This window comes from Rhizobium sp. 007 (genome assembly GCF_015353075.1).
GTDB lineage: Bacteria > Pseudomonadota > Alphaproteobacteria > Rhizobiales > Rhizobiaceae > Rhizobium.
Genome location: NZ_CP064187.1, coordinates 3,947,599 through 3,970,000, shown reverse-complemented (window position 1 = coordinate 3,970,000; position 22,402 = coordinate 3,947,599). Strand labels below are relative to the sequence as shown.

Here is a 22,402-nt window from a genome sequence, read left to right as displayed (position 1 = left end):
CCTCGGCATTGGCGGCACGCTATCTGGCGCGGCCGGGTGCGGCCGAGCTGCTTGTCTGCGGAACCGGCCGCCTCTCGCTCAACCTGCTGCAGGCGCATACGGCCATCCGGCCGATCAAGCGCATCCATATCTGGGGGCGCAATCGTGCAGGCGCAGAAAAGGTAGCGGCCGAAGCCCGAGAGCTTGGGCTGGCCGCTGAGGCAGTCGTCGATATCGAAGCGGCGGCGCGAACCGCCGACATCGTCTCCTGCGGCACGCTCTCAAGCGAGCCGCTCATTTGCGGCGCATGGCTGAAACCCGGCGCCCATCTCGATCTCGTCGGCGGCTTCAAGCCTAGCATGCGCGAGACCGACGACGAGGCGATCCGCCGTGCGTCCGTTTTCGTCGATACGCGAGCCGGTGCGATGAAGGAAGCGGGTGATATCGTTCAGCCGCTCGAAAGCGGCGTGCTCAACGAGGGTGCGATCAAGGCAGAACTTGCCGAACTCGTTCGCGGAACACGAGGCGGCCGCAGCGCGGCAGGCGAGATCACGCTTTTCAAATCGGTGGGCGCTGCGCTCGAGGATCTCGCCGGAGCGATTCTCGCCTATGAAACCGTCACCGGCGGGAAATAAGCGCAATGCCCGTTCTGCCGGAACTTCCGGTTTCTCACGTTCTGCCCGAGATCGGAACCGCACTTGCCGAAAGCGGACGAGCCGTTCTTTCCGCGCCACCCGGCGCCGGGAAGACCACGCTTGTGCCGCTTTATCTGCTGGATCAACCATGGCGCAACGACGGCAGGATCATTCTGCTGGAGCCACGGCGGCTGGCAGCGCGGGCCGCGGCGAGCCGCATGGCCTTTCTGCTCGGCGAACAGGTGGGCGAAACAGTCGGCTACCGCATGCGCCTCGACAACCGCATTTCCGGCAAGACGCGGATCGAAGTGGTCACCGAAGGCGTCTTTGCGCGCATGATCCTCGACGATCCGGAACTTTCGGGGGTTTCTTCAGTCATTTTCGACGAATTTCACGAGCGTTCGCTCGATGCGGATTTCGGACTGGCATTGGCGCTCGACGTGCGCACGGCGCTCCGTAATGATCTGCGGCTTCTGGTGATGTCGGCAACGCTCGACGTCGAGCGTGTCGCAGCACTCCTCGACCATCCGCCGGTGATCGAAAGCAGGGGCCGGAGCTTTCCGATCGACGTCCGCTATCGGGATCGCCCGAGCGGCGAGCGTATAGAGGATGCCGCTATACGGGCAATCATCGAGGCCCATGCGGGTGAGACGGGATCGATCCTCGCTTTCCTGCCTGGGCAGGCAGAGATCACCCGAACGGCGGAAAGACTCGAAGGGCGGTTGGGGTCGAACACGCTGATCGCCCCTCTCTACGGCAATCTCGGCCAGAAAGAGCAGGATGCAGCAATCCGTCCGGCGGCGAAGGGCACGCGCAAGATCGTGCTTGCGACCTCGATCGCCGAGACGTCGATCACCATCGACGGCGTGCGCATCGTAATCGACAGCGGGCTGCAGCGGCTGCCGGTGTTCGAGGCTTCGACAGGTATCACACGGCTGGAGACGGTGAGGGTGTCGCGGGCTTCGGCCGACCAGCGCGCCGGGCGCGCAGGCAGAACGGAACCCGGTATCGCGATCCGCCTCTGGCACCCGGGGCAGACGGCCGCGCTGCCTGCTTTCACACCGCCGCAGATCCTGTCGAGCGATCTTTCCGGTCTCGTGCTCGATCTGGCGCATTGGGGCGTTCAGGATCCGGCATCGCTTGCCTTCGTCGACCAGCCCCCAGCGACGACGCTGAAGGAGGCGCGCGCGCTGCTGCAGGAACTCGGAGCCCTAGACAAGGATGGAACTTTGACTGCGCGCGGACGGACGATGCGCGATCTTGCCCTGCCGCCGCGGCTGGCAGCCATGGTGGTTTCGGCCGGGGAAAGCGGTCACGCAAAAGAAGCTGCAATGCTTGCCGTTCTTCTAACGGAACAGGGCCTCGGCGGCACGAGCATCGACATCGAGGACCGTTTGCGGCGCTTCAAGGTGGAGAAGGGCGAAAGGGCGGATGCTTCGCGACGCCTTGCCGGACGGCTGGCGCGCGGGCTCGACAAGATTTCCTCAAGCGCGCCACCGCTTGCCGGACAGCTCCTGCTGCATGCCTTTCCCGATCGGATTGCCCTGCAGCGCGGCGGGCGGGGACGGTACGTGATGGCAAACGGCCGTGGCGCCGAATTGTCGGAGACGGAACGTCTGGCGGGCAGCCAGATGATGGTGATCGCCGATCTGACCGGACGCGCGACGCAGGCACGCATCCTGGCTGCGGCGGAGATTTCGCGCGGCGATGTCGAAACCCAGCTGCCAGGTGTGATCAAGATCGGCGAGCAGACCTATTTCGACCTGCCGAGCAGGCAGGTCCGCGCCCGGCGCGCGACAAGGCTCGGGGCGATCGTCTTTGACGAAACGCCGTTGCCCCGGCCAGACGGCGAGCCTGTTGCCGCAGCACTAGCGGATGGCATACGGCAATTGGGACTCAACGCCCTGCCCTTTTCCAAGGAAGCTATCCAGCTGCGCGAACGGATCGGCTTTCTGCATCGAACGATCGGCGCGCCATGGCCGGATGTCAGCGACGCTGCGTTATTGGAACGGCTGGACGACTGGTTCACGCCCTACCAGAGCGATGCGCGCGGGCTTTCGGATATTTCCGCCGGATCGCTCACCAGCGGGCTGATGGCGCTTGTGTCGCGCGAACTGCAACGTGACCTCAGCCGGCTTGCACCGACGCATTTCGAAGCGCCAACGGGCCAGCGGCATCCGATCCAGTATGACGGCGAGGAGCCGCTGCTGACGATCCGGGTACAGGAGCTTTTCGGATTGAAGCAGCATCCGGCGATCGGCGGCGGACGGCTGCCGCTTCTTCTCGAACTGACCTCGCCCGCGCACCGGCCGATCCAGACGACGCGCGACCTCCCAGGGTTCTGGGCAGGTTCCTGGAAGGACGTACGTGCCGAAATGCGAGGCCGATATCCGCGGCATTCCTGGCCGGAGCGGCCAGAGGAAGCCTTGCCGACGACACGCGCCAAGCCGCGTGGTACATAAGCCTGGGCGAGGAGCCGAGCATGGCCGATGACGTCAACAACAAACCGCAGAACGACCGGCATAGCAGCCGCAGGCTGCGCCTGCAGACGCTCGTACGTTTGCGCTGGCTCGCGGTCGGCGGACAGGCGGCGACGGTTTTCATCGTTGCCTTCTGGCTGAAATTCCCGTTGCCGCTGCTCGCCAGCAGCTTGCTGATTGCAGCGCTTGCCTGGGTCAATTTCTTTCTGACGATCCGCTATCCGCCGACACATCGCCTGGAACCGCCGGCTGCCTTCGCGCTGCTTGGGCTGGATCTGTTGCAGCTCTGCGCGCTGCTGTTTATCACCGGCGGCCTGGCGAACCCATTTGCGGCGCTCGTCTGCGTGCCGGTCATCATTTCCTTTGCCTCCCAGCCGATCCGCTACAGCGTTGCACTCATCGTCTTTGCAATGGTCTGCATCACGATCCTCGCCTTCTCGCCCTTCCCGCTTCCATGGTTCAATGGTGCGGAGATCGATGTGCACAACGTCATGCAGTTCGGTGTCTGGTGCTCGATTGCGTCGACCATGGTCTTTGCAGCTTTTTATGCCTATCGCGTTTCGATGGAAGCGAGCCAGCTGGCGGATGCACTGGCCGCGACCGAACTCGTGCTGCAGAGGGAAAAGCACCTCTCGCAACTCGACGGCCTGGCCGCGGCGGCGGCACATGAGCTCGGAACGCCGCTTGCGACGATCAGCGTCGTCGCAAAGGAGATGGAGCGCGAACTGAAGGACGACGACCGGTTCCGCGAAGACGTGCAACTGCTGCGCAGCCAGAGCGAACGTTGCCGAGATATCTTGAAGCGACTGACGAGCCTTTCGGCAGAGGGCGATGCGCATATGCGGCGGCTGCCGCTGTCTTCGATGATCGAGGAGATCATTGCCCCCTATCGCGAATTTCCGATCGAAGTCGAGCTGATCGAGAAAAGCCCGCGCAAGGGTGAACCGGTGACGGAGCGCAATGCCGGGATCATCTATGGGCTTGGCAATCTCATCGAAAATGCCGTCGATTATGCTCGCGAGAAGGTAACGGTCACGGTCGAACATGACCACAACAAGGTGCTGATCGTCATCGAGGACGACGGCAACGGCTACGCACCGGATATTCTCACCCGTATCGGAGAGCCTTACGTCACCAAAAGGCAGAAGGAGGATACTGCAGGCGGGCTGGGGCTTGGACTTTTCATCGCCAAGACGCTGCTTGAACGTTCCGGTGCGACGCTGGTTTTCGAGAACCGCGATCCGGAAAGTGAAGGAGCGCGTATCCGTGTCGAATGGCCGCGCATGCTCATCGATGCAAATTCGACAAAATGACTTTATCGGCATAATGAAGATATGTGCAGTTGGCAAATATAGGGCGGGTTGCAAACCGCCAGGATCGAAGACCATGACCGAACAAAGCCACGAAACCCTTACCGCCGGCGAACACGACATCGGCCCCGACGCGAGCCTCTTGATCGTCGACGATGATGGTCCCTTCCTGCGACGCCTGGCACGCGCGATGGAGACACGCGGCTTCCAGGTCGAAATGGCCGAATCGGTTGCGGAAGGAGTTGCGAAGTCGAAGAGCCATCCGCCGAAATATGCGGTGGTCGACCTACGGCTCGGCGATGGTAACGGCCTCGACGTCATCGAGGCGATCCGCCAGCGCCGGGACGATACGCGGATCATCGTGCTGACGGGCTACGGCAATATCGCAACGGCGGTGACGGCCGTGAAGCTCGGAGCTGTCGACTATCTCGCGAAGCCTGCCGATGCGGACGACGTGTTCGCAGCCTTGACTCAGCGGCCGGGCGAAAAGGCGGAACTTCCCGAAAACCCGATGTCGGCCGACCGGGTTCGTTGGGAACATATCCAGCGTGTCTACGAAATGTGCGAGCGCAACGTCTCCGAAACAGCGCGGCGGCTCAACATGCACCGCCGCACGCTGCAGCGAATTCTCGCCAAACGCGCTCCGAAATAGCCGCTGTTAAATATCGTCGGTGGCAAGCTGCTTGCCATTCGCCCATTCGGCCAGCATCAGTCTCTGCGCGGCGGCACGGGAGAAATTCAGCATGACCGACTTGCGGGTTGCCGGCGCCAGGCGGTGTTCCGGCGCTTCGCGGATCATATGCGCGCCATAGCCGTCCGACAGGAACAGTCCGCATTCCGCCGGGAAGATATCAAGCGGTACATCCTTGTGCGTCGCAAAGAAGAGCCGGTCGCAATGCAGCCGGTATTCGGGCCATTTGCGATCAACGCGAAAATCCTCGATTGAGGTTTTGATCTCGATAATCCAGATCTCGCCCTTTTCCGACATGGTGATCAGATCGGCGCGCCGGCCGCTCGCCAACGGCAGTTCAGGCAGAACCGCATGACGCATGTCGTGAAGTAATATCTGAGTCCCTCGGCGCACGAGCATAGCTCTGTCCGATTGCCGGCCATCTATTAACGGATTGTTATTGTAAACGCTCAAAATCGTCATGGATAACCGTTTGGGAACACTGCGCTCTGTTGCAAAAAAACCATGCGGTTCTACTTTGCCGCTGCGGGCAACTCTCGTCGCACTGCAACATCTTGCAAAGACGAAGTTAATCGAAAATAAACCATAATCAAAGATGGTTCCAAGACCGTTTCCTCACTGCCAATCCTAAGAGATATTCATGCGCATCCGCAATGCATTCCCTGTGTTCGGCCTGATCGCGACCCTCGCTCTGGCCGGCTGCTCCACCAATTCCGATCGCGCTTCCCTCGAAGACAATGCCGCCGGCCCGACTGTCCAGACGGCGCAGATCTTCGATGACGCCTACGGCGTGAGGACTGATGCCGGATACGCTCTACCCGCCATCCCGATCCAGCGCGTCAAGCCGGAGTTCCGCCGACAGATCGTTTCCTACGAGACGACCGAGCGTCCGGGCACGATCATCGTCAACACCCGCGAACGCCACCTTTACTACGTCCTTCCGGGCGGCAAGGCGATGCGCTACGGCATCGGCGTCGGCAAGCAGGGCTTCGCATGGGCCGGCACGGCCTATGTCGCCTGGAAGCAGGAATGGCCGACCTGGCATCCGCCGAAGGAGATGGCCGTCCGCAAGCCCGACATTGCAAAATACGTCGAAGACGGCATGGGCCCAGGTCTCACGAATCCGCTCGGCGCACGCGCCATGTATCTTTTCAACGAAAAGGGTCAGGACACCCTTTTCCGTCTTCACGGCACGCCCGAATGGGCCTCCATCGGCACCGCGGCTTCGTCCGGCTGTATCCGCCTCATGAACCAGGACGTTATCGACCTCTACAGCCGTGTCCGTCCGGGCAAGGCGACCAAGGTCATCGTTATCCAGTAAGCTAAAAAGCGAATTCGTTATAAAAAAGGCCGCCGGAATTTTCTTCCGGTGGCCTTTTTGTTAGATCATGAGCCTTATGCAGCCTGCTTGCCTTTGAGCTCAAGACGGCGGCGATGAAGAACCGGTTCCGTGTAGCCGCTCGGCTGCTCCCTGCCCTTCAAGACAAGATCGACGGCAGCCTGGAAGGCGACCGAGCGCTCCAAATTCTCCGCCATCGGTATATAGGCAGGATCGCCGGCATTCTGCTGATCGACGACTGCGGCCATGCGCTTCATCGTTTCGATGATCTGCGCTTCGCTGACGACCTTGTGGTGCAGCCAGTTGGCCATGTGCTGAGCGGAAATGCGAAGCGTTGCGCGGTCTTCCATCAGCCCGACATTGTTGATGTCGGGCACCTTTGAGCAGCCGACACCTTGATCGACCCAACGGACGACGTAGCCGAGGATACCCTGCGCATTATTGTCGAGTTCTCGCTGGATTTCTTCCGCTGTCCAGTTCGGCCGGGTGGCGACAGGAACGGAAAGGATATCGGAGAGCTTGGCGCGGGCACGATCCTTCAGTCCGCGCTGAACATCGGCCACGTTGATCCGGTGATAATGCGTCGCATGCAGTGTTGCTGCGGTTGGCGAGGGAACCCAGGCGGTGTTGGCGCCGGCCTTCGGGTGAGCGATCTTCTGCTCCAGCATGGCTGCCATCAGGTCAGGCATCGCCCACATGCCCTTACCGATCTGCGCGTGACCGGACAGGCCGCATTCGAGGCCGATATCGACGTTCCAGTTCTCGTAGGCGGAAATCCAGGCCGCCTGCTTCATATCGCCCTTGCGGATCATCGGGCCTGCTTCCATCGAGGTATGGATCTCGTCTCCGGTACGGTCGAGGAAGCCGGTATTGATGAAGACGACGCGCTCGCGGGCAGCACGAATGCATTCCTTGAGATTTACCGTCGTGCGGCGCTCCTCATCCATGATCCCCATCTTCATCGTGTTCTTCGGCATGCCGAGCAGTTCTTCGACGCGGGAGAAAATCTCGACGGCGAAGGCCACTTCCTCAGGCCCATGCATCTTCGGCTTGACGACATACATCGAGCCGGTGCGCGAGTTCTTGTGGAGGCCGTTGGGACCGATATCGTAAAGCGCGATCAGGCCCGTAATGGCGGCATCCATGATGCCTTCAGGAACTTCCCGGCCGTCGCGGTCGAGGATAGCCGGATTACCCATAAGGTGGCCGACATTGCGGACGAGCATCAGCGAGCGGCGGTGCAAGTCAAAGGCGGAGCCGTCCGGCGCCTGATAGGTGATGTCGGGATTGAGCTTGCGGACGAAAGTCGCGCCGCCCTTGCTCACCTCCTCCTGCAGGTCACCCTTCATGAGACCAAGCCAGTTGCGATAGACGACGACCTTGTCCTCGGCATCGACGGCGGCGATCGAATCCTCACAGTCCATGATCGTCGTGATCGCAGATTCGAGCCAGACATCGGAGATCTGCGCCGGATCGCCCTTTCCGATCGGCGTCGAGCCATCGATGATAATCTCGATGTGAATACCGTTGTTTTTCAAGAGAAGATGTGTCGGCGTCTCCGCATCGCCTCGATAGCCGGCGAAATGCCGATTATCCGTGAGCGCCAGTTTTTCGCCGTCCGTCGAGGTGACCGCGAGATTTCCGCCGTCCGCCTTGAAGGCAGCCGCATCCTTCCAGCTCGCGCCTTCGAGCGGCGCGGCGCTGTCCAGAAAATCGCGAACCCAGGCGATGACCTTTTCGCCGCGCTTCGGATTGTATCCCTTGCCTTTTTCCGCTCCGTCGCTTTCGGGAATGGCATCCGTGCCGTAAAGCGCATCATAAAGTGAGCCCCAGCGCGCATTTGCGGCGTTCAGGGCGTAACGCGCATTCATGACAGGAACGACGAGCTGAGGCCCCGCAATCGAAGCGATCTCGGGATCGACATTCTCGGTCGAAACTTGGAAATCCGAGCCTTCCGGCAGCAGGTAGCCGATTTGGCGCAGAAAGGCCTGATAGCTTTCCATGTCCGCCGGCGCACCGTTCTGGCGATACCATTCGTCAATAAGCGCCTGCAGGTGATCGCGTTTCAGAAGCAGTTCGCGGTTCTTCGGCGCGAGGTCATGAACGATTGCGGAAAAGCCGGCGAAAAATGCATCCGCGTCAACCGGAAGGCCGGGAAGCACTTCGTTGACGATGAAGTCATGAAGGACAGTTTCGATGGAAAGACCGTTCTTTTCGATGCAGCTCATGCAATTCTCCTCCCGCGGAAGGCGGCGTTTTCACACTGCTGTCAATTTGCGCCGCTGTCATTCATAGTCAATTCTGCAATAGTTCGAAAGATTTATGCCGACAAGGAAACAGTACGCTGCGTGACGCGCATCGGCAGACCGTTTTGAGGTTGGGTCGTCAGCTTTTGCACCGGCCAGGGATTGGTCTTTTCCGTCACATCGAAGCGGAAACGGCTCATCAATACGGCTAGCGCGACGACCGCCTCCTGCATGGCGAAGGTGGCACCGATGCAGACGCGCGGACCCGCACCGAATGGCAGGAACTGGAACCGGCCGATCTTGCCGCGGTTTTCCGGGAAAAACCGCTCGGGCATATAGGCACGCGGCTTCTCCCAATAGAGCTCATGCCGGTGAAGAGTCCAGGGCATGACGAGCACCGTCATGCCGGCATGGATATCGACCTTCTCGCCCTTGGAATCTGTCCAGCTGTCGTCAGCGATCGCCGCGCGGTCGATCGACGGCGCCGGCGGATAGAGCCGTAGGGCCTCTTCGAAGGCGGCGCGGGTGAAGGGCATCTGATCGAGCCATTCGACGGGCTCGGCGCCGCTTGCGAGAACGCGGCCGATCTCTTCCTCCATCGCGTCGCGGATATGCGGACTGTTCGCCACGCAATAGAGCGTCCATGCGAGCGCTCGCGCCGTCGTTTCGTGACCCGCGCCGATGAAGGTCAGAATATTGTCTTCGATCTCTTCATTGGTGAGGGCGCCCGTTGCTGCCCGGTCGAGCAGCAGAGTCAGAAAATCTTCCGGCGCCGAGCCGCGATCGGCAGCCATGCGCCGGAGCCTGGCGTCCATCGTCTCGCGCACGATGTTGCGGAATTTGTCGAGAACCTTCTGGCCACCAATGCGTGTCACCCGCGGCACCCAGGGCGGCGCTCGCAGGAGATCCATGGGATCGACGCGGCCCATACGGTGCAAAAGCGCGTTCACATCCTCAGCAAAGCTGTCTGATGCGGTGACGATCTCACCGGAAAACAGCGTATCGGCGAGGATCGCAAAAGTGAGCTCGGTCATATCGCTGGCGATTTCGAATACTTGGCTCTCGCCTCCGACCGCTTCGTATTTTCGCGCATAGACCTCGGATTGCAGCAGCATTTGCCCTGCGAAACCGTTGGCGTGGCGCGGCGTGAAAACGGGAGCAACCGCCTTGCGCGATCGCTTCCAGACCTCCCCTTCGGCCGTCAGCAATCCGTCGCGCAATATGGGGCGCAATACGAGCTGGCGGATATCCGCCATGCGGTAGTTCGCGACGTTGTCGACCAGCACATGTTTGATGAGACCCGGATCGTTGACGATGATCGTGCTATCGTGGAAGAAGCGCGTCTTGATCCAGGGAAGCGTGTAGGACGGCTCGCCCCAGAGCTCCAGCGGATTGCGAAGGATCGTGCGGATCATCTCCAGCCGCGATGGCGGCACAGAGCGCGGCAGCGGTGCGGGTGGAACAAACGGTTCCGGTCGCATATCCATGGAAACGGCCTTTCGCGGAGGATTATAACCTCCCGCAAAGGCGAAGGTTAGAGCAGGCCCTCAAGCTCGTCCAGCTTGTCGTTGATCAGCCAGCCGTAATAATTCTCCTCTGGCCAGACTAGCGCACCTGAGGCCCGGTTCTTCGCGGCAAGAGCCAAAGCGCGCTGGCGCGAATTGCCGACATTGTAAAGCGTCGCGGTCAGACCAGGATTCTTCGAAATATCCATGCCGGCGATCTGCTTGTAATCTTCGATCGACTCGCGAATCGAGGCCGCAACGAAGGCGAGCGAGATATCCGGCTCCATGATGGCGCTGTAAACGGCGCCGGCGTCCTTTTCGTTCAGTCTCGGATAGCCGGAAACACGGCTGACCAGATCCGAGAGCATTAATGCCGTCAGCGGGTTCACCTGGCCGAGACCAAAGGTCTGACCGGCATAAAACGGTTGGAAGAACACAGCGCTGAAGCGATTGTTCGGGAAGCTCTTGCCGTCCACAGCCTTTCCACGGAAGTCGCGTTCCCAAACATCCTCACGGCAGCTCCAGAGCAGATAGGAATCACGCTTGCCGTTGCACTCTGCAAACTGCGGACGATCGACGAAGGTGTCGACATCCTCGCCCTCGTAGGCAAAGCGGAAGCTCTCGCCGGCATAGGAGGCGGCCTTCACGTAGTAGGACTGAAGGCGGTCATAAGCATCGACGTTATAAGTGTGCTCGCCGACGATGGCGCCGATGATGTGGATGGGATCGATGCTGTAGGCGGCGGCCGTCTTCCTGATCTTGCCCATCAGTTCGCGATCGGTGGAGAGCAGTTCGTAAACTTTCTCGTACTTCCGGTCGAAGGTCGACTTGGTGCCCTTGGTGCGACGGACGGATGCGCCCGGAACCGCCGGCTGCTCGATGTTGCGATTGCCGGGCGGCACGACCTCAACGGCATAGGCTGGCACGGATGTGAGCGCCGCAATGGCGATCAGGAAGCATGTCAAAAGGCGTCGCACGATCAGCTATTCCGTCTGGTTATATCGTCTTCATGGCGAAGCGCGCTGACTGGACCAGAATCTTGGCCGAATAAAGCCGCGTTCACACAAGCGGGCCTTCACTAAGAAGTAAAAGGCCCGCTGTCGAGAGTTCAGACTGTCGAAATCCGCTGTGGAACCTGCAAAGGTTGCAGCCGGTGCGGCAATATCACAGGATGAAGCGCGAGAGATCCGTGTTTTGCGCCAGATCGCCGACGTGTTCACGCACATAGGCCGAGTCAATCTTTATCGCCGAACCACCGCGATCCGGCGCGTTGAAGGAAATATCGTCCAGGACACGTTCCATCACCGTCTGCAGCCGGCGAGCGCCGATGTTTTCGACCGAAGAGTTCAGATGGACTGCGACATCAGCTAGGGCATCGATCGCATCGTCGGTGAATTCTAGATTCAGATTCTCCGTTTCCATGAGAGCGCGATACTGCCGGATCAGGCTCGCTTCGGTTTCGGTCAGGATGCGGCGGAAGTCTTCCTTGGTCAGCGGCCGAAGTTCGACACGGATCGGCAGGCGGCCCTGCAATTCCGGCAGGAGATCGGAAGGCTTCGACACATGGAAGGCGCCCGAGGCGATGAAGAGAACATGGTCCGTCTTCACCGGTCCATACTTCGTGGAGACGGTCGTTCCCTCGACGAGTGGCAGAAGATCGCGCTGCACGCCTTCGCGCGACACGCCGGCCCCCATGCCGCCGTCACGCGCCGCAATCTTGTCGATCTCGTCGAGGAAGACGATGCCATCATTTTCGACCGCGCGCACGGCTTCGCGCTGGATGATATCATTGTCGATCAGCTTGTCGGACTCGTCCCGGATGAGATCGGTATAGGAGGCTTTCACCGTCGTGCGGACCTTCTTGGTGCGTCCGCCGAGCGCCTTGCCGAACATTTCCGAGATGTTGAGAACACCGATATTGGCACCGGGCATGCCGGGGATTTCAAAGCCGCCCATGCCCGCGCCGGTGTCGGCAACCTCGATATCGATTTCCTTGTCGTCGAGTTCACCGTTGCGCAGCTTCTTGCGGAAGCTGTCACGGGTGGCAGGAGAGGCGGTCGCACCGACAAGGGCATCAAGGACGCGTTCCTCGGCGCTCATATGAGCCTTAGATTCGACCTCGGCGCGCTTCTTGTCGCGCGCGAGCCCGATGCCGATTTCGACGAGGTCGCGGATGATTTGTTCGACATCGCGGCCGACATAACCGACCTCAGTGAACTTGGTTGCCTCGACCTTGATGAAAGGCGCACCGGCAAGCTTGGCAAGACGGCGGGAAATCTCCGTTTTGCCGACGCCGGTCGGGCCGATCATCAGGATATTCTTGGGCATCACTTCGTCACGCAGGCTCGGATCGAGCTGCTGACGGCGCCAGCGGTTGCGGAGCGCAATCGCCACGGCGCGCTTGGCCTCATGCTGACCGATAATGTAGCGGTCGAGTTCGGAAACGATCTCGCGGGGGGAAAAGGTGGTCATGGTAAATCCGTTTCTCCGGGTGCGTCCAGCGCCATGAAATGGGCCGGACCGTAAATGGAAGTTCTTGTATCGACGTAGCGAAAGCCCGCCTTCTCGTAAGCCCTGATCGCCCGAAGGTTTTCAGGATCCGGATCGATCACGATGCGCTTGGCGCCGTCTGCAAAAAGCGCGGACGTAAACTGGCGGATGATCGCAGCACCGTGGCCCTTGTCCGTCAGTTCCGGGATACCGATCGAGATGTCGATGCCGAGCGTACCCTTCGGCTGATCCTGATAAGGATGGCCCTCCTCAAGATGAGGATCGTAACTTTGCAGATAACCTATAGGCTTTCCGTCCAGTTCCACGATCATTGGCCGGGTTTCTTCGCTCGTCATTGCCTCTTCGATCGAACCAAGCTCCGTTGAAGGTTCGCCCCACCATCTCGCGACATGCGGCTCCGCAAGCCATTGCGCCAGAAGAGGGAAATCCTCACGGCAGACGTCGCGGAAACGGTATCGGGAGGCAGGCTTAGTTTTCAGCATCCAGTGTTTCCACCACCATGTTGTGGTTCGTATAGACGCAGATATCGGCTGCGATATCCAGCGCGCGGCGGGCGACCTCCTCGGCAGACTTGTCCGTATCCATCAGGGCACGCGCCGCCGCCAATGCGTAGTTGCCGCCAGATCCGATCGCCGTGACGCCATGCTCGGGCTCCAGAACATCGCCGTTGCCGGTGACTGCCAGTGTTATCGATTTGTCGGCGACCAGCATCATGGCCTCTAGATTGCGAAGATATTTGTCCGTGCGCCAGTCCTTGGCGAGCTCAACGGCTGCGCGCATTAACTGGCCCGGATACTGCTCGAGCTTCTTTTCAAGACGCTCGAGCAGCGTAAATGCGTCCGCGGTCGCACCAGCAAAGCCGGCAATGACCTCGCCCTTACCAATGCGGCGCACCTTGCGCGCATTGCCCTTCATGACGGTCTGACCGAGGCTGACCTGGCCGTCACCGGCAATCACCACCTTGCCGCCCTTTCGAATTGTAATAATCGTTGTCATCAAAACATCCTTGCCCGGATCAGCGGGCGTTACGCCGAGCCGCTCTCCGGCCCTGTGAGCCCTATGTAAGTTGGCCGATGCCGATTGCAAATGGGCCGGTTTTTCTGCCGGTGCGCTTCTGGATATTTGAGGGAACGCCTGATAAGGAACGGCCGTCATTCCTGATGGAGCAGCCATATGGCCGAGACTGCAGCAAGCCGCATGGGCAATGTTTCCCGCAAGACGAACGAGACTTCGGTTTCCGTTTCCGTCAATCTTGATGGTAGCGGCAAAGCCAAGATCTCGACGGGCATCGGCTTCTTCGACCACATGCTCGATCAGCTTTCGCGACATTCCCTGATCGATATGGAGATCGAGACGAAGGGCGACCTGCATGTCGACGATCACCACACGGTCGAAGATACCGGGATTGCGATAGGCCAGGCGATTGCAAAAGCGCTCAGCGACCGGCGTGGCATCACCCGCTATGCTTCGATCGACCTTGCCATGGACGAGACGATGACGAAAGCCGCCGTCGATCTTTCCGGCCGGCCGTTCCTTGTCTGGAACGTCGCCTTCAACGCGCCGAAGATCGGCACCTTCGACACGGAACTTGTCCGCGAATTCTTCCAGGCACTTGCGCAGAACGCCGGCATCACCTTGCACATCTTGAACCATTATGGTGCCAACAACCACCATATTGCAGAGACCTGCTTTAAGGCCGTTGCCCGCGCGTTGCGCATGGCGACAGAGATCGATCCAAGACAGGCGGGCCGTGTTCCCTCGACGAAGGGCACGCTCGTCTGAGCCCCTTCAGGGAGCTTGAACGATATGACTTCCAGCTATCTGGTTTTGACGGCTCCGGGCGGAACGGATGTCACCCATGAGAAGACGCGCGTCATCCGCGACGGCTTCACGCTGCTCGGCTTTCTCTTTCCCTGGCTATGGCTTCTTGCACACCGGCTTTGGCTCTATGCGCTTGCAGCATTCCTGCTTCAGGGGCTCGGCGGCGTTTTAATGGATCGGCCCGGACTCTGGCCGGCAGGCTTTGCGATCACGCTCGGCACTTGCATCCTGGCCGGCTTCGAGGGCCAAAACCTGCGAATCCGAAATCTCGCTTCCAAAGGCTGGAACGAGGAAGCCGTGATTACGGCAGATTCGCTTGCGACAGCGGAAGAGATCTTTTTTTCGAATATCGAGACCAATGCCGATGGCGACCGCATGCCGGCGCCGGAATGGGGGCGACATCCGCATTCCCCCGGGCGCCATGGCAATACGACTTCGCTTGGTCTCTTTGGCTTTAACGGAGGACGCTGATGCGCGTCGCAATTATCGACTACGGCTCGGGCAATCTGCGCTCGGCAACGAAGGCCTTCGAACGCGCCGCACGCGAGGCAGGCATCGACGCGCATATCGACCTGACGGACAGGGCCGAGAATGTCGCGTCTGCCGACCGCGTCGTTCTGCCGGGTGTCGGTGCCTATGCCGATTGCCGCCACGGGCTCGATGCCGTTCCCGGCATGACCGAAGCGCTGATCGAAGCGGTTGAGAGGAAGGCAAGGCCGTTCCTCGGTATCTGCGTCGGTATGCAGCTGATGTCGTCGCGCGGCCTTGAAAAAACGGTGACGGAAGGTTTCGGCTGGATTCCTGGCGACGTCGTTGAAATGACACCGGACGATCCCGACCTCAAGATTCCGCAGATCGGCTGGAACACGCTCGACCTTCGGCATCCGCATCCACTCTTCGAAGGCATTCCGACAGGGCCTGATGGCCTGCATGCCTATTTCGTGCATTCCTACTATCTGGCCGCCGAAAACGCCGGCGATGTCATCGCCACGACGGAGTACGGCGGAGCGATGACGGCCTTCGTCGGACGCGACAACATGGCAGGTTCGCAATTCCATCCGGAGAAGAGCCAGAAGCTCGGTCTCGCCCTGATCACCAATTTCCTGCGCTGGAAGCCTTAGGCTCGCGCAGACCGCAAGGACTGAACCAACATGATCCTATTTCCCGCCATCGACCTCAAGGACGGCCAATGCGTTCGCCTGAAGCTCGGCGATATGGAGCAGGCAACGGTCTACAACCCCGACCCTGCCGCACAGGCGAAAACTTTCGAAGACCAGGGCTTCGAATGGCTGCACGTTGTTGACCTCAACGGCGCCTTTGCCGGCGAAAGCGTCAATGGCGCGGCCGTCGACACGATCCTCAAGGCAACGAAGAATCCGGTGCAGCTCGGCGGTGGCATCCGAACGCTGGCGCATATCGAAAACTGGCTCTCCCGCGGCCTGACACGTGTGATCCTCGGTACGGTTGCCGTTCGCGATCCGGCGCTGGTCATCGAGGCCTGCAAGCAGTTTCCGGGCAGCGTCGCCGTCGGCATCGATGCGAAGGGCGGCAAGGTGGCCGTGGAGGGCTGGGCGGAAGCCTCCGAGCTTGGCGTCGTCGAACTTGCCAGGAAATTCGAAGGTGCCGGCGTCGCGGCAATCATCTACACCGACATCGATCGCGATGGGATCCTGACCGGCATCAACTGGACCTCGACACTGGAGCTTGCCGATGCCGTTTCGATCCCGGTGATTGCCTCGGGCGGGCTCGCTTCGATCGAGGATGTGAAGCGCATGTTGCAGCCCGACGCCCGCAAGCTGGAAGGTGCCATCTCAGGCCGTGCGCTGTATGATGGACGTATTGATCCTCGGGAAGCCTTGGCACTGATCAAGGCGGCGCGGGAGAAGGAAGACACACAATGACCCTGAAAGCCCGCGTCATCCCTTGCCTCGACGTCAAAGACGGCCGTGTCGTCAAGGGCGTCAACTTCGTCAACCTGATCGATGCCGGTGATCCGGTCGAGGCTGCGAAAGCCTATGATGCTGCAGGCGCAGACGAGCTCTGCTTCCTCGACATCACGGCCTCATCGGACAATCGCGAAACGATCTTCGATGTCGTTTCCCGCACCGCCGAACAGTGCTTCATGCCGCTGACTGTCGGCGGCGGCGTGCGCAGCATCGGCGATATCCGCAAGCTGCTGCTCTGCGGTGCCGACAAGGTCTCGATCAATTCGGCGGCCGTGAACAATCCGGACTTCGTCGCTGAAGCTGCCGACAAGTTCGGCGACCAATGCATCGTCGTTTCGATCGACGCCAAGCGGCGGCGCACGCAGGCTGTTGGCCAGGACAACTTGAGCGCCTGGGAAATCTATACCCACGGCGGCCGCAACGCGACCGGCATCGATGCCGTGGAATTTGCACAGAAGATGGTTGCCCGCGGCGCCGGCGAGCTGCTTGTCACCTCGATGGATCGCGACGGCACGAAAGTCGGCTACGATCTTGAGCTCACCCGGGCGATCGCCGATTGCGTTCGCGTGCCCGTCATTGCATCGGGCGGCGTCGGCGATCTCGACGATCTGGTCGCAGGCGTGAAGGATGGGCATGCCAATGCCGTGCTCGCTGCCTCCATCTTCCATTTCGGCACCTATTCCGTCGGCGAAGCGAAGCACTATATGTCTTCGCATGGCATTGCGATGCGCCTCGACTGATTGAAAGCGACAGTATGACCGGATTTTCCCTTTCCGATCTGGAAAAGATCGTCGACGAGCGGTCGAAGGCCTCACCGGATGAATCCTGGACGGCGAAGCTCGTTGCCGCCGGACAGCAGAAGGCAGCAAAGAAACTCGGCGAAGAAGCCATTGAAACCGTCATGGCTGCTGTGGCGGCGGATCGCGCCAATCTTACCTACGAGGCGGCCGACCTCCTCTATCACCTTTTGGTCGTATTGAAGATAGCAGGCATTCCGTTGCAGGATGTGATGGCGGAGCTTGAGCGGCGTACGGCTCAATCCGGCGTCAAGGAAAAGGCCAGCCGGCAGAGTTCATGAGTATCGCGACGCAAATTCTTGGGGCGCCAGAAACGCTCGATCACTTCCAGGCGAATTCCTATTCGCCGTATAATTTCTTTTCTTCCGAGGAATGGGCAAAGTTCCGCGCCGATACGCCGCTCACGCTAACGGCCGAGGAGGTCGCGAGACTGCGCTCGATGGGCGATCCGGTCGATCTCGACGAAGTCCGGCGCATCTACCTCTCGCTGTCGCGTCTGCTCTCCTCACATGTCGAATCATCGCAATTGCTCTTTGAACAGCGCAACCGGTTCCTGAGCTTGTCCGACGTGACGAAAACGCCATTCGTCATCGGCATCGCCGGCTCCGTCGCCGTCGGGAAATCAACGACCGCGCGTATCTTGAAGGAACTCCTGCGGCGCTGGCCATCGAGTCCAAAGGTCGACCTGATCACGACCGACGGCTTTCTGCATCAAAACGCAGTGCTCGAGCGGGAAAACCTGATGCAGCGCAAGGGCTTTCCCGAAAGCTACGACACAGGCGCCATCCTGAAATTTCTCTCCGCGATCAAGGCCGGACAGCCGAATGTCAAGGCGCCCGTCTATTCTCATCTGGTCTATGACGTCGTTCCGAACGAATACACGATCATCGACCGGCCCGACATCCTGGTTTTCGAAGGCATCAACGTTCTGCAGTCGCGCGACCTTCCGGCCGACGGCAAGATCGTGCCGATGGTTTCCGACTTCTTCGATTTCTCGATCTACATCGATGCCGAAGAAGAACTGATCCACAACTGGTATGTCACACGCTTCATGCGTCTGCGCGAAACCGCCTTCCGCGATCCGAATTCCTATTTCCATCGCTATGCCTCGATCAGCGAAAAAGAAGCGCTTTCGATCGCCGAAGGGCTTTGGGCCAACATCAACCTGAAGAATCTCCGGCAGAACATCCTGCCGACCCGCCCACGGGCTGATCTGATCCTGCGCAAGGGCGAAAACCACCTCATCGAGCAGGTCGCCCTAAGGAAGCTTTAGCCGGATTCACGGATCCACACGCCTTAACGTCAGATTGATCCGCCCGCCATTCTTGAGCAGCGTCGAAGTTGTCGGATAGATGCGGTCGACGCCGTGAAAGCATAGACGCCCTTCGCCCCCAAGCACCACGATATCGCCGCTGGCGAGTTTGACCGACTGCGTGCGGTCTGTGCGGGAAAGCCCGCCGATGCGGAAAAGACAACTGTTGCCGAGAGAGATCGAAACGACAGGCGCCTTCAAATCCTGCTCGTCCCTGTCTTGATGCAGACCCATTCTTGCGTCGTCTGAATAGAAATTGATCAGGCAAGCCTGCGGCGGTTTTTCGCATTCGGAAACATCGTTCCAGATGTCGAGCAAGACGTCCGGCATCGCCGGCCACGGCCTGCCGGTGACAGGATGCGTCGATTGATAGCGGTAGCCGCGCTCCTTATCGGTGACCCAGCCCAGTGGACCGCAATTGCTCATCCGGACCGACATCGGTTTGCCCGTGCTCGGCATCACGGGCACGAAAAGCGGAGCCTCGGCGACAATGCCGCGGATCATTTCGACGAACGCTTCCTGCCGGGCGCGGTCCAGATATTCCGGGAAGTGACGGACGCCGGTCGAAAGCTCCGTCATATCATTCTCCACCGGGACGGCTGCGCATCTTCTTCACTTCGGCGCGGCCGGATTTTTCCTTCAGGCGGCGTTCGATCGAGCCTTTGGTCGGTTTCGTTTTCTTGCGCGGCCGCGGTGGGGGCTTGGCGGCCTCAAGGATCAGTTCCTTGAGGCGTTCTCGCGCATCCTCGCGATTGCGATCCTGGCTGCGAAAGCGGCTTGCCTCGATCATCAGCACGCCCTCTTTCGACATGCGCTTGCCGGCAAGCTTTATGGCATTGGTCTTGACGCGATCGGGAAGCGAAGGTGAATTCGGGATATTGAAGAACAGCTGGACGGCCGTCGAAACCTTGTTGACATTTTGGCCGCCGGGACCGCCAGCCAGAACGAATTGTTCCGTCAGCTCCCATCCAGCGATGGTGATCCCGTCGTTGATATAGAGCGCGTCGCTGGCCATGCGGCTTCTATCTCATATCCGCGGGAATTTTAAAACACGCAAAGAAAAACCCGGCGGAATGGGCCGGGTTTCACGTGAATCATCAATATTTTAGAACCTATTCGGCCGCAGCCTTGATGCCGGGTGCCGCATCGCGCACGCCGCCGTCGACATGTGCCTCAAACTTCGCGAAGTTCGAAATGAACATGGAGACGAGCTTCTCTGCCTGAATATCATAGGCTGCACCGTTGGCCCACGTAGAGCGCGGATCGAGAATACCGCTTTCGACGCCAGCGACAGTAACGGGCACCGCGAAACCGAAATTCGGATCAATGCGGAAATCTGCCTTGGCCAGTTCGCCGGAGAGCGCTGCCGACAGCAAAGCACGCGTGGCCTTGATCGGCATGCGCTTGCCAGTACCATAAGCACCACCCGTCCAACCGGTATTGACAAGCCAGCATTCAACACCGTGGCGATGGATGAGTTCTTTCAGCAGATTGCCATATTCGGTTGGATGACGCGGCATGAACGGCGCACCGAAGCAGGTCGAGAATGTCGCTTCTGGTTCCGTCACTCCCTTTTCCGTGCCGGCGACCTTTGCGGTGTAGCCGGAAAGGAAGTGATACATGGCCTGATCCGGCGTCAGTCGCGCAATCGGCGGCATGACGCCGAAAGCATCCGCCGTCAGCATGATGATCGTCTTCGGATGAGCGGCAAGGCCCGTCTTCGAGGCATTGGGAATGAAATTCAGCGGATAGGCGCAGCGCGTGTTTTCCGTCAACGAGCCATCGTCGAAATCGGGCTCGCACAGTTCGTTGAGCACGACGTTTTCCAGTACAGTGCCGAAACGCTGCGTTGTCGCGTAGATTTCCGGCTCGGCCTCCGCCGAAAGACGGATTGTCTTGGCATAGCAGCCGCCTTCGAAGTTGAAGATGCCGTTTTCGCCCCAGCCATGCTCGTCGTCTCCGATCAGGGTGCGCGACGGATCAGCCGACAGCGTCGTCTTGCCGGTGCCGGAGAGGCCGAAGAAAACCGCAGAATCACCATCCGGGCCGACATTCGCCGAGCAATGCATCGGCATGACGCCCTTTGCCGGCAGCAGGTAGTTGAGTACGGTGAAGACGGATTTCTTCATCTCTCCAGCATAGGATGTGCCGCCGATCAGCACGAGACCGTTCGTGAGGTCACATGCAATTACCGTCTCGCTGCGGCAGCCGTGACGCTTCGGATCGGCCTTGAAGCTCGGCAGATCGATGATCGTCAGTTTCGGCACGAAGGATGCAAGGGCAGAAAGCTCCGGACGGATCAGAAGATTGCGGATGAAAAGCGAGTGCCAGGCAAACTCCGTCACGACACGCGTCGGCAGCGAGTAGTTCTTGTCGGCGCCGCCGATCAGGTCCTCGGCGAAAAGCTCCTTGCCGGCGGCATGCGCCAGCATATCCTGATGCAGCAAGTCAAAATGCTCCGGCGACATCGGCTTGTTGTTGTCCCACCAGATTTCGCCGTCCGTATTGGCATCGCGAACGACGAATTTGTCGCGTGGCGAGCGGCCGGTATGTTGTCCCGTCAATGCACGAAGGGCGCCTTGGGCCGTCAGTTCGGCTTCACCGCGGCGAATCGCTTCTTCATAAAGGGAGGCGGCGGTGAGGTTATAGTGGACGCTTTTTGCGCGGCCCAAACCAATCGTCGCCAGCGTTATCGCCGGGTTGTGAATTCCGAACGTCTCCATGGCTTTTCCTTTCGTCCAAGGCTCCCGCCGTTAAAACTAAGAGGAAAACTAAGGTGGCCAATTTTAAAAAGCAATAGTGCGAAATGGCGAAAATATAATGATATCAAATAATTAATCGATTTAAATTTCCTTCGCGTATTTTAAATCGTTTGAATTAAGCGTTTTGGATTGGTTTTTGCCGCGCCACGTGCGTCCACCATTTGCACATTGCAGCAATGCCTGCCCTTTATCTTTGCCACAATTTGTTCCACCTTTATCCTCCATAAGCGCATCCGGTCGTTGGGCCGGCCTGGGGACATCAGAAATTCCGGGAGATGCGCATAGATGACGGAGACGAACACCATGGCGACAATCGCGCTCGTTGACGACGACCGCAACATCCTGACTTCCGTGTCGATCGCACTGGAAGCCGAAGGATACAAGGTCGAAACCTATACGGATGGCGCCTCGGCCCTCGATGGCCTTATCGCGCGCCCTCCGCAACTCGCTATCTTCGATATCAAGATGCCGCGCATGGATGGAATGGAGCTCTTGCGCCGGTTGCGGCAGAAATCCGATATGCCGGTGATTTTCCTCACTTCCAAGGACGAGGAGATCGACGAACTGTTCGGCCTGAAGATGGGCGCCGATGACTTCATCACCAAGCCATTCTCCCAGCGACTGCTCGTGGAACGGGTCCGCGCCGTGCTTCGCCGCGCTTCCAGCCGGGAAACAACGACGGTTGCTGGCGCTGGCGCCGCGCCAAAAACAGGCGCTGCCCAGCTCGCGCGCTCACTCGAACGCGGCCAGCTGGTGATGGACCAGGAACGCCATACCTGCACATGGAAGAGCGAACCGGTGACGCTGACGGTAACCGAGTTCCTGATCCTTCACTCGCTCGCACAGCGGCCGGGCGTGGTGAAAAGCCGCGACGCGTTGATGGACGCGGCCTATGACGAACAGGTCTATGTCGACGACCGTACCATCGACAGCCACATCAAGCGGCTTCGCAAGAAATTCAAGATGGTCGATACCGACTTTGATATGATTGAAACGCTTTACGGAGTGGGATACCGCTTCCGCGAAGCAGCCTGACGCCTGTCGGCGCGGCGCATGAGTATTGTCGAG

General features: G+C 59.7%; 23 protein-coding genes (1 of these 23 cut by a window edge). 13 read left to right on the top strand and 10 right to left on the bottom strand.

Annotation, left to right across the window (positions count from 1 at the left end):
- The 4 genes from ISN39_RS19325 to ISN39_RS19310 form a co-directional block, all read left to right on the top strand.
- Positions 1 to 614, top strand: the 3' portion of a protein-coding gene (locus ISN39_RS19325; protein ID WP_194728546.1) for an ornithine cyclodeaminase family protein. It extends 334 nt beyond the left edge of the window; 614 of the gene's 948 nt are visible here — the last part of the coding sequence; its start codon lies off the left edge, out of view; its stop codon occupies positions 612 to 614.
- Positions 615 to 619: 5 nt separating this feature from the next.
- On the top strand, positions 620 to 3,076 hold the full coding sequence (gene hrpB, locus ISN39_RS19320; protein ID WP_194728545.1) for an ATP-dependent helicase HrpB: 2,457 nt from the start codon (positions 620 to 622) through the stop codon (positions 3,074 to 3,076).
- 20 nt (positions 3,077 to 3,096) lie between these two features.
- A complete protein-coding gene (locus ISN39_RS19315) occupies positions 3,097 to 4,407 on the top strand; it encodes an ActS/PrrB/RegB family redox-sensitive histidine kinase (protein WP_194728544.1) in 1,311 nt (436 codons plus the stop codon).
- Positions 4,408 to 4,480: 73 nt separating this feature from the next.
- A complete protein-coding gene (locus tag ISN39_RS19310) occupies positions 4,481 to 5,056 on the top strand; it encodes an ActR/PrrA/RegA family redox response regulator transcription factor (protein ID WP_028740154.1) in 576 nt (191 codons plus the stop codon).
- Positions 5,057 to 5,062: 6 nt separating this feature from the next.
- Here the strand turns inward: ISN39_RS19310 and ISN39_RS19305 are convergent, their stop codons facing one another.
- Positions 5,063 to 5,557 (bottom strand): MmcB family DNA repair protein, encoded by a 495-nt coding sequence (locus tag ISN39_RS19305; RefSeq protein ID WP_074066151.1) that lies wholly within the window; start codon positions 5,555 to 5,557, stop codon positions 5,063 to 5,065.
- A 178-nt stretch (positions 5,558 to 5,735) separates the two neighbouring features.
- Here ISN39_RS19305 and ISN39_RS19300 point away from each other — a divergent pair, with 178 nt between their 5' ends.
- Positions 5,736 to 6,416: a L,D-transpeptidase gene (locus ISN39_RS19300; protein WP_194728543.1), complete on the top strand. Its 681-nt coding sequence runs from the start codon at positions 5,736 to 5,738 to the stop codon at positions 6,414 to 6,416.
- Positions 6,417 to 6,490: 74 nt separating this feature from the next.
- On the opposite strand, the gene ISN39_RS19295 is transcribed toward ISN39_RS19300, so the two are convergent.
- The 6 genes from ISN39_RS19295 to hslV form a co-directional block, all read right to left on the bottom strand.
- Positions 6,491 to 8,662: a malate synthase G gene (locus ISN39_RS19295; protein ID WP_194728542.1), complete on the bottom strand. Its 2,172-nt coding sequence runs from the start codon at positions 8,660 to 8,662 to the stop codon at positions 6,491 to 6,493.
- Between the two features lie 92 nt (positions 8,663 to 8,754).
- The gene (locus ISN39_RS19290) at positions 8,755 to 10,167 is read right to left on the bottom strand and encodes a cytochrome P450 (protein WP_194728541.1); all 1,413 of its coding nucleotides are present in this window, start codon (positions 10,165 to 10,167) and stop codon (positions 8,755 to 8,757) included.
- A 47-nt stretch (positions 10,168 to 10,214) separates the two neighbouring features.
- Entirely contained in the window at positions 10,215 to 11,162 is a 948-nt protein-coding gene (locus ISN39_RS19285) for a DUF1402 family protein (RefSeq protein WP_194728540.1), read from the bottom strand.
- A gap of 187 nt (positions 11,163 to 11,349) precedes the next feature.
- Positions 11,350 to 12,657 (bottom strand): ATP-dependent protease ATPase subunit HslU, encoded by a 1,308-nt coding sequence (hslU, locus tag ISN39_RS19280; RefSeq protein WP_039843439.1) that lies wholly within the window; start codon positions 12,655 to 12,657, stop codon positions 11,350 to 11,352.
- Positions 12,654 to 13,178 carry a GNAT family N-acetyltransferase gene (locus ISN39_RS19275; RefSeq protein WP_194728539.1) on the bottom strand — a complete coding sequence of 175 codons (525 nt, stop codon included), beginning with the start codon at positions 13,176 to 13,178 and terminating at the stop codon, positions 12,654 to 12,656. The genes hslU and ISN39_RS19275 overlap by 4 nt, the downstream gene beginning before the upstream one ends.
- A complete protein-coding gene (gene hslV / locus ISN39_RS19270; protein ID WP_039843437.1) occupies positions 13,165 to 13,692 on the bottom strand; it encodes an ATP-dependent protease subunit HslV in 528 nt (175 codons plus the stop codon). The genes ISN39_RS19275 and hslV overlap by 14 nt, the downstream gene beginning before the upstream one ends.
- 177 nt (positions 13,693 to 13,869) lie before the next feature.
- Here hslV and hisB point away from each other — a divergent pair, with 177 nt between their 5' ends.
- The 7 genes from hisB to coaA are packed head-to-tail and all read left to right on the top strand — an operon-like array spanning position 13,870 to position 18,533.
- Entirely contained in the window at positions 13,870 to 14,478 is a 609-nt protein-coding gene (gene hisB / locus ISN39_RS19265) for an imidazoleglycerol-phosphate dehydratase HisB (protein WP_194728538.1), read from the top strand.
- 24 nt (positions 14,479 to 14,502) lie between these two features.
- Positions 14,503 to 14,988, top strand: a complete 486-nt coding sequence (locus ISN39_RS19260; RefSeq protein ID WP_194728537.1) for a DUF2628 domain-containing protein — start codon at positions 14,503 to 14,505, stop codon at positions 14,986 to 14,988.
- The gene (hisH, locus tag ISN39_RS19255; RefSeq protein ID WP_194728536.1) at positions 14,988 to 15,638 is read left to right on the top strand and encodes an imidazole glycerol phosphate synthase subunit HisH; all 651 of its coding nucleotides are present in this window, start codon (positions 14,988 to 14,990) and stop codon (positions 15,636 to 15,638) included. Before ISN39_RS19260 ends, hisH begins: the two co-directional genes overlap by 1 nt.
- Before the next feature lie 30 nt (positions 15,639 to 15,668).
- Complete coding sequence (hisA, locus tag ISN39_RS19250; protein WP_074066143.1) at positions 15,669 to 16,418, top strand: 1-(5-phosphoribosyl)-5-[(5-phosphoribosylamino)methylideneamino]imidazole-4-carboxamide isomerase; 750 nt, start codon at positions 15,669 to 15,671, stop codon at positions 16,416 to 16,418.
- Complete coding sequence (gene hisF, locus ISN39_RS19245; protein ID WP_074066142.1) at positions 16,415 to 17,203, top strand: imidazole glycerol phosphate synthase subunit HisF; 789 nt, start codon at positions 16,415 to 16,417, stop codon at positions 17,201 to 17,203. Before hisA ends, hisF begins: the two co-directional genes overlap by 4 nt.
- A 14-nt stretch (positions 17,204 to 17,217) precedes the next feature.
- Complete coding sequence (locus tag ISN39_RS19240) at positions 17,218 to 17,541, top strand: phosphoribosyl-ATP diphosphatase (protein WP_074066141.1); 324 nt, start codon at positions 17,218 to 17,220, stop codon at positions 17,539 to 17,541.
- A complete protein-coding gene (coaA, locus tag ISN39_RS19235; RefSeq protein ID WP_039843430.1) occupies positions 17,538 to 18,533 on the top strand; it encodes a type I pantothenate kinase in 996 nt (331 codons plus the stop codon). Before ISN39_RS19240 ends, coaA begins: the two co-directional genes overlap by 4 nt.
- Before the next feature lie 6 nt (positions 18,534 to 18,539).
- Here the strand turns inward: coaA and ISN39_RS19230 are convergent, their stop codons facing one another.
- From ISN39_RS19230 to ISN39_RS19220, 3 genes are all read right to left on the bottom strand, one after another.
- Complete coding sequence (locus ISN39_RS19230; RefSeq protein ID WP_194728535.1) at positions 18,540 to 19,151, bottom strand: alpha-ketoglutarate-dependent dioxygenase AlkB; 612 nt, start codon at positions 19,149 to 19,151, stop codon at positions 18,540 to 18,542.
- A 1-nt stretch (position 19,152) separates the two neighbouring features.
- The gene (gene arfB / locus ISN39_RS19225; RefSeq protein WP_194728534.1) at positions 19,153 to 19,587 is read right to left on the bottom strand and encodes an alternative ribosome rescue aminoacyl-tRNA hydrolase ArfB; all 435 of its coding nucleotides are present in this window, start codon (positions 19,585 to 19,587) and stop codon (positions 19,153 to 19,155) included.
- Between the two features lie 97 nt (positions 19,588 to 19,684).
- Entirely contained in the window at positions 19,685 to 21,295 is a 1,611-nt protein-coding gene (locus ISN39_RS19220) for a phosphoenolpyruvate carboxykinase (protein ID WP_194728533.1), read from the bottom strand.
- Between the two features lie 342 nt (positions 21,296 to 21,637).
- On the opposite strand from ISN39_RS19220, the gene ISN39_RS19215 reads away from it, so the two are divergent.
- On the top strand, positions 21,638 to 22,369 hold the full coding sequence (locus ISN39_RS19215; protein ID WP_194730257.1) for a response regulator transcription factor: 732 nt from the start codon (positions 21,638 to 21,640) through the stop codon (positions 22,367 to 22,369).
- Positions 22,370 to 22,402 lie beyond the last annotated feature (33 nt).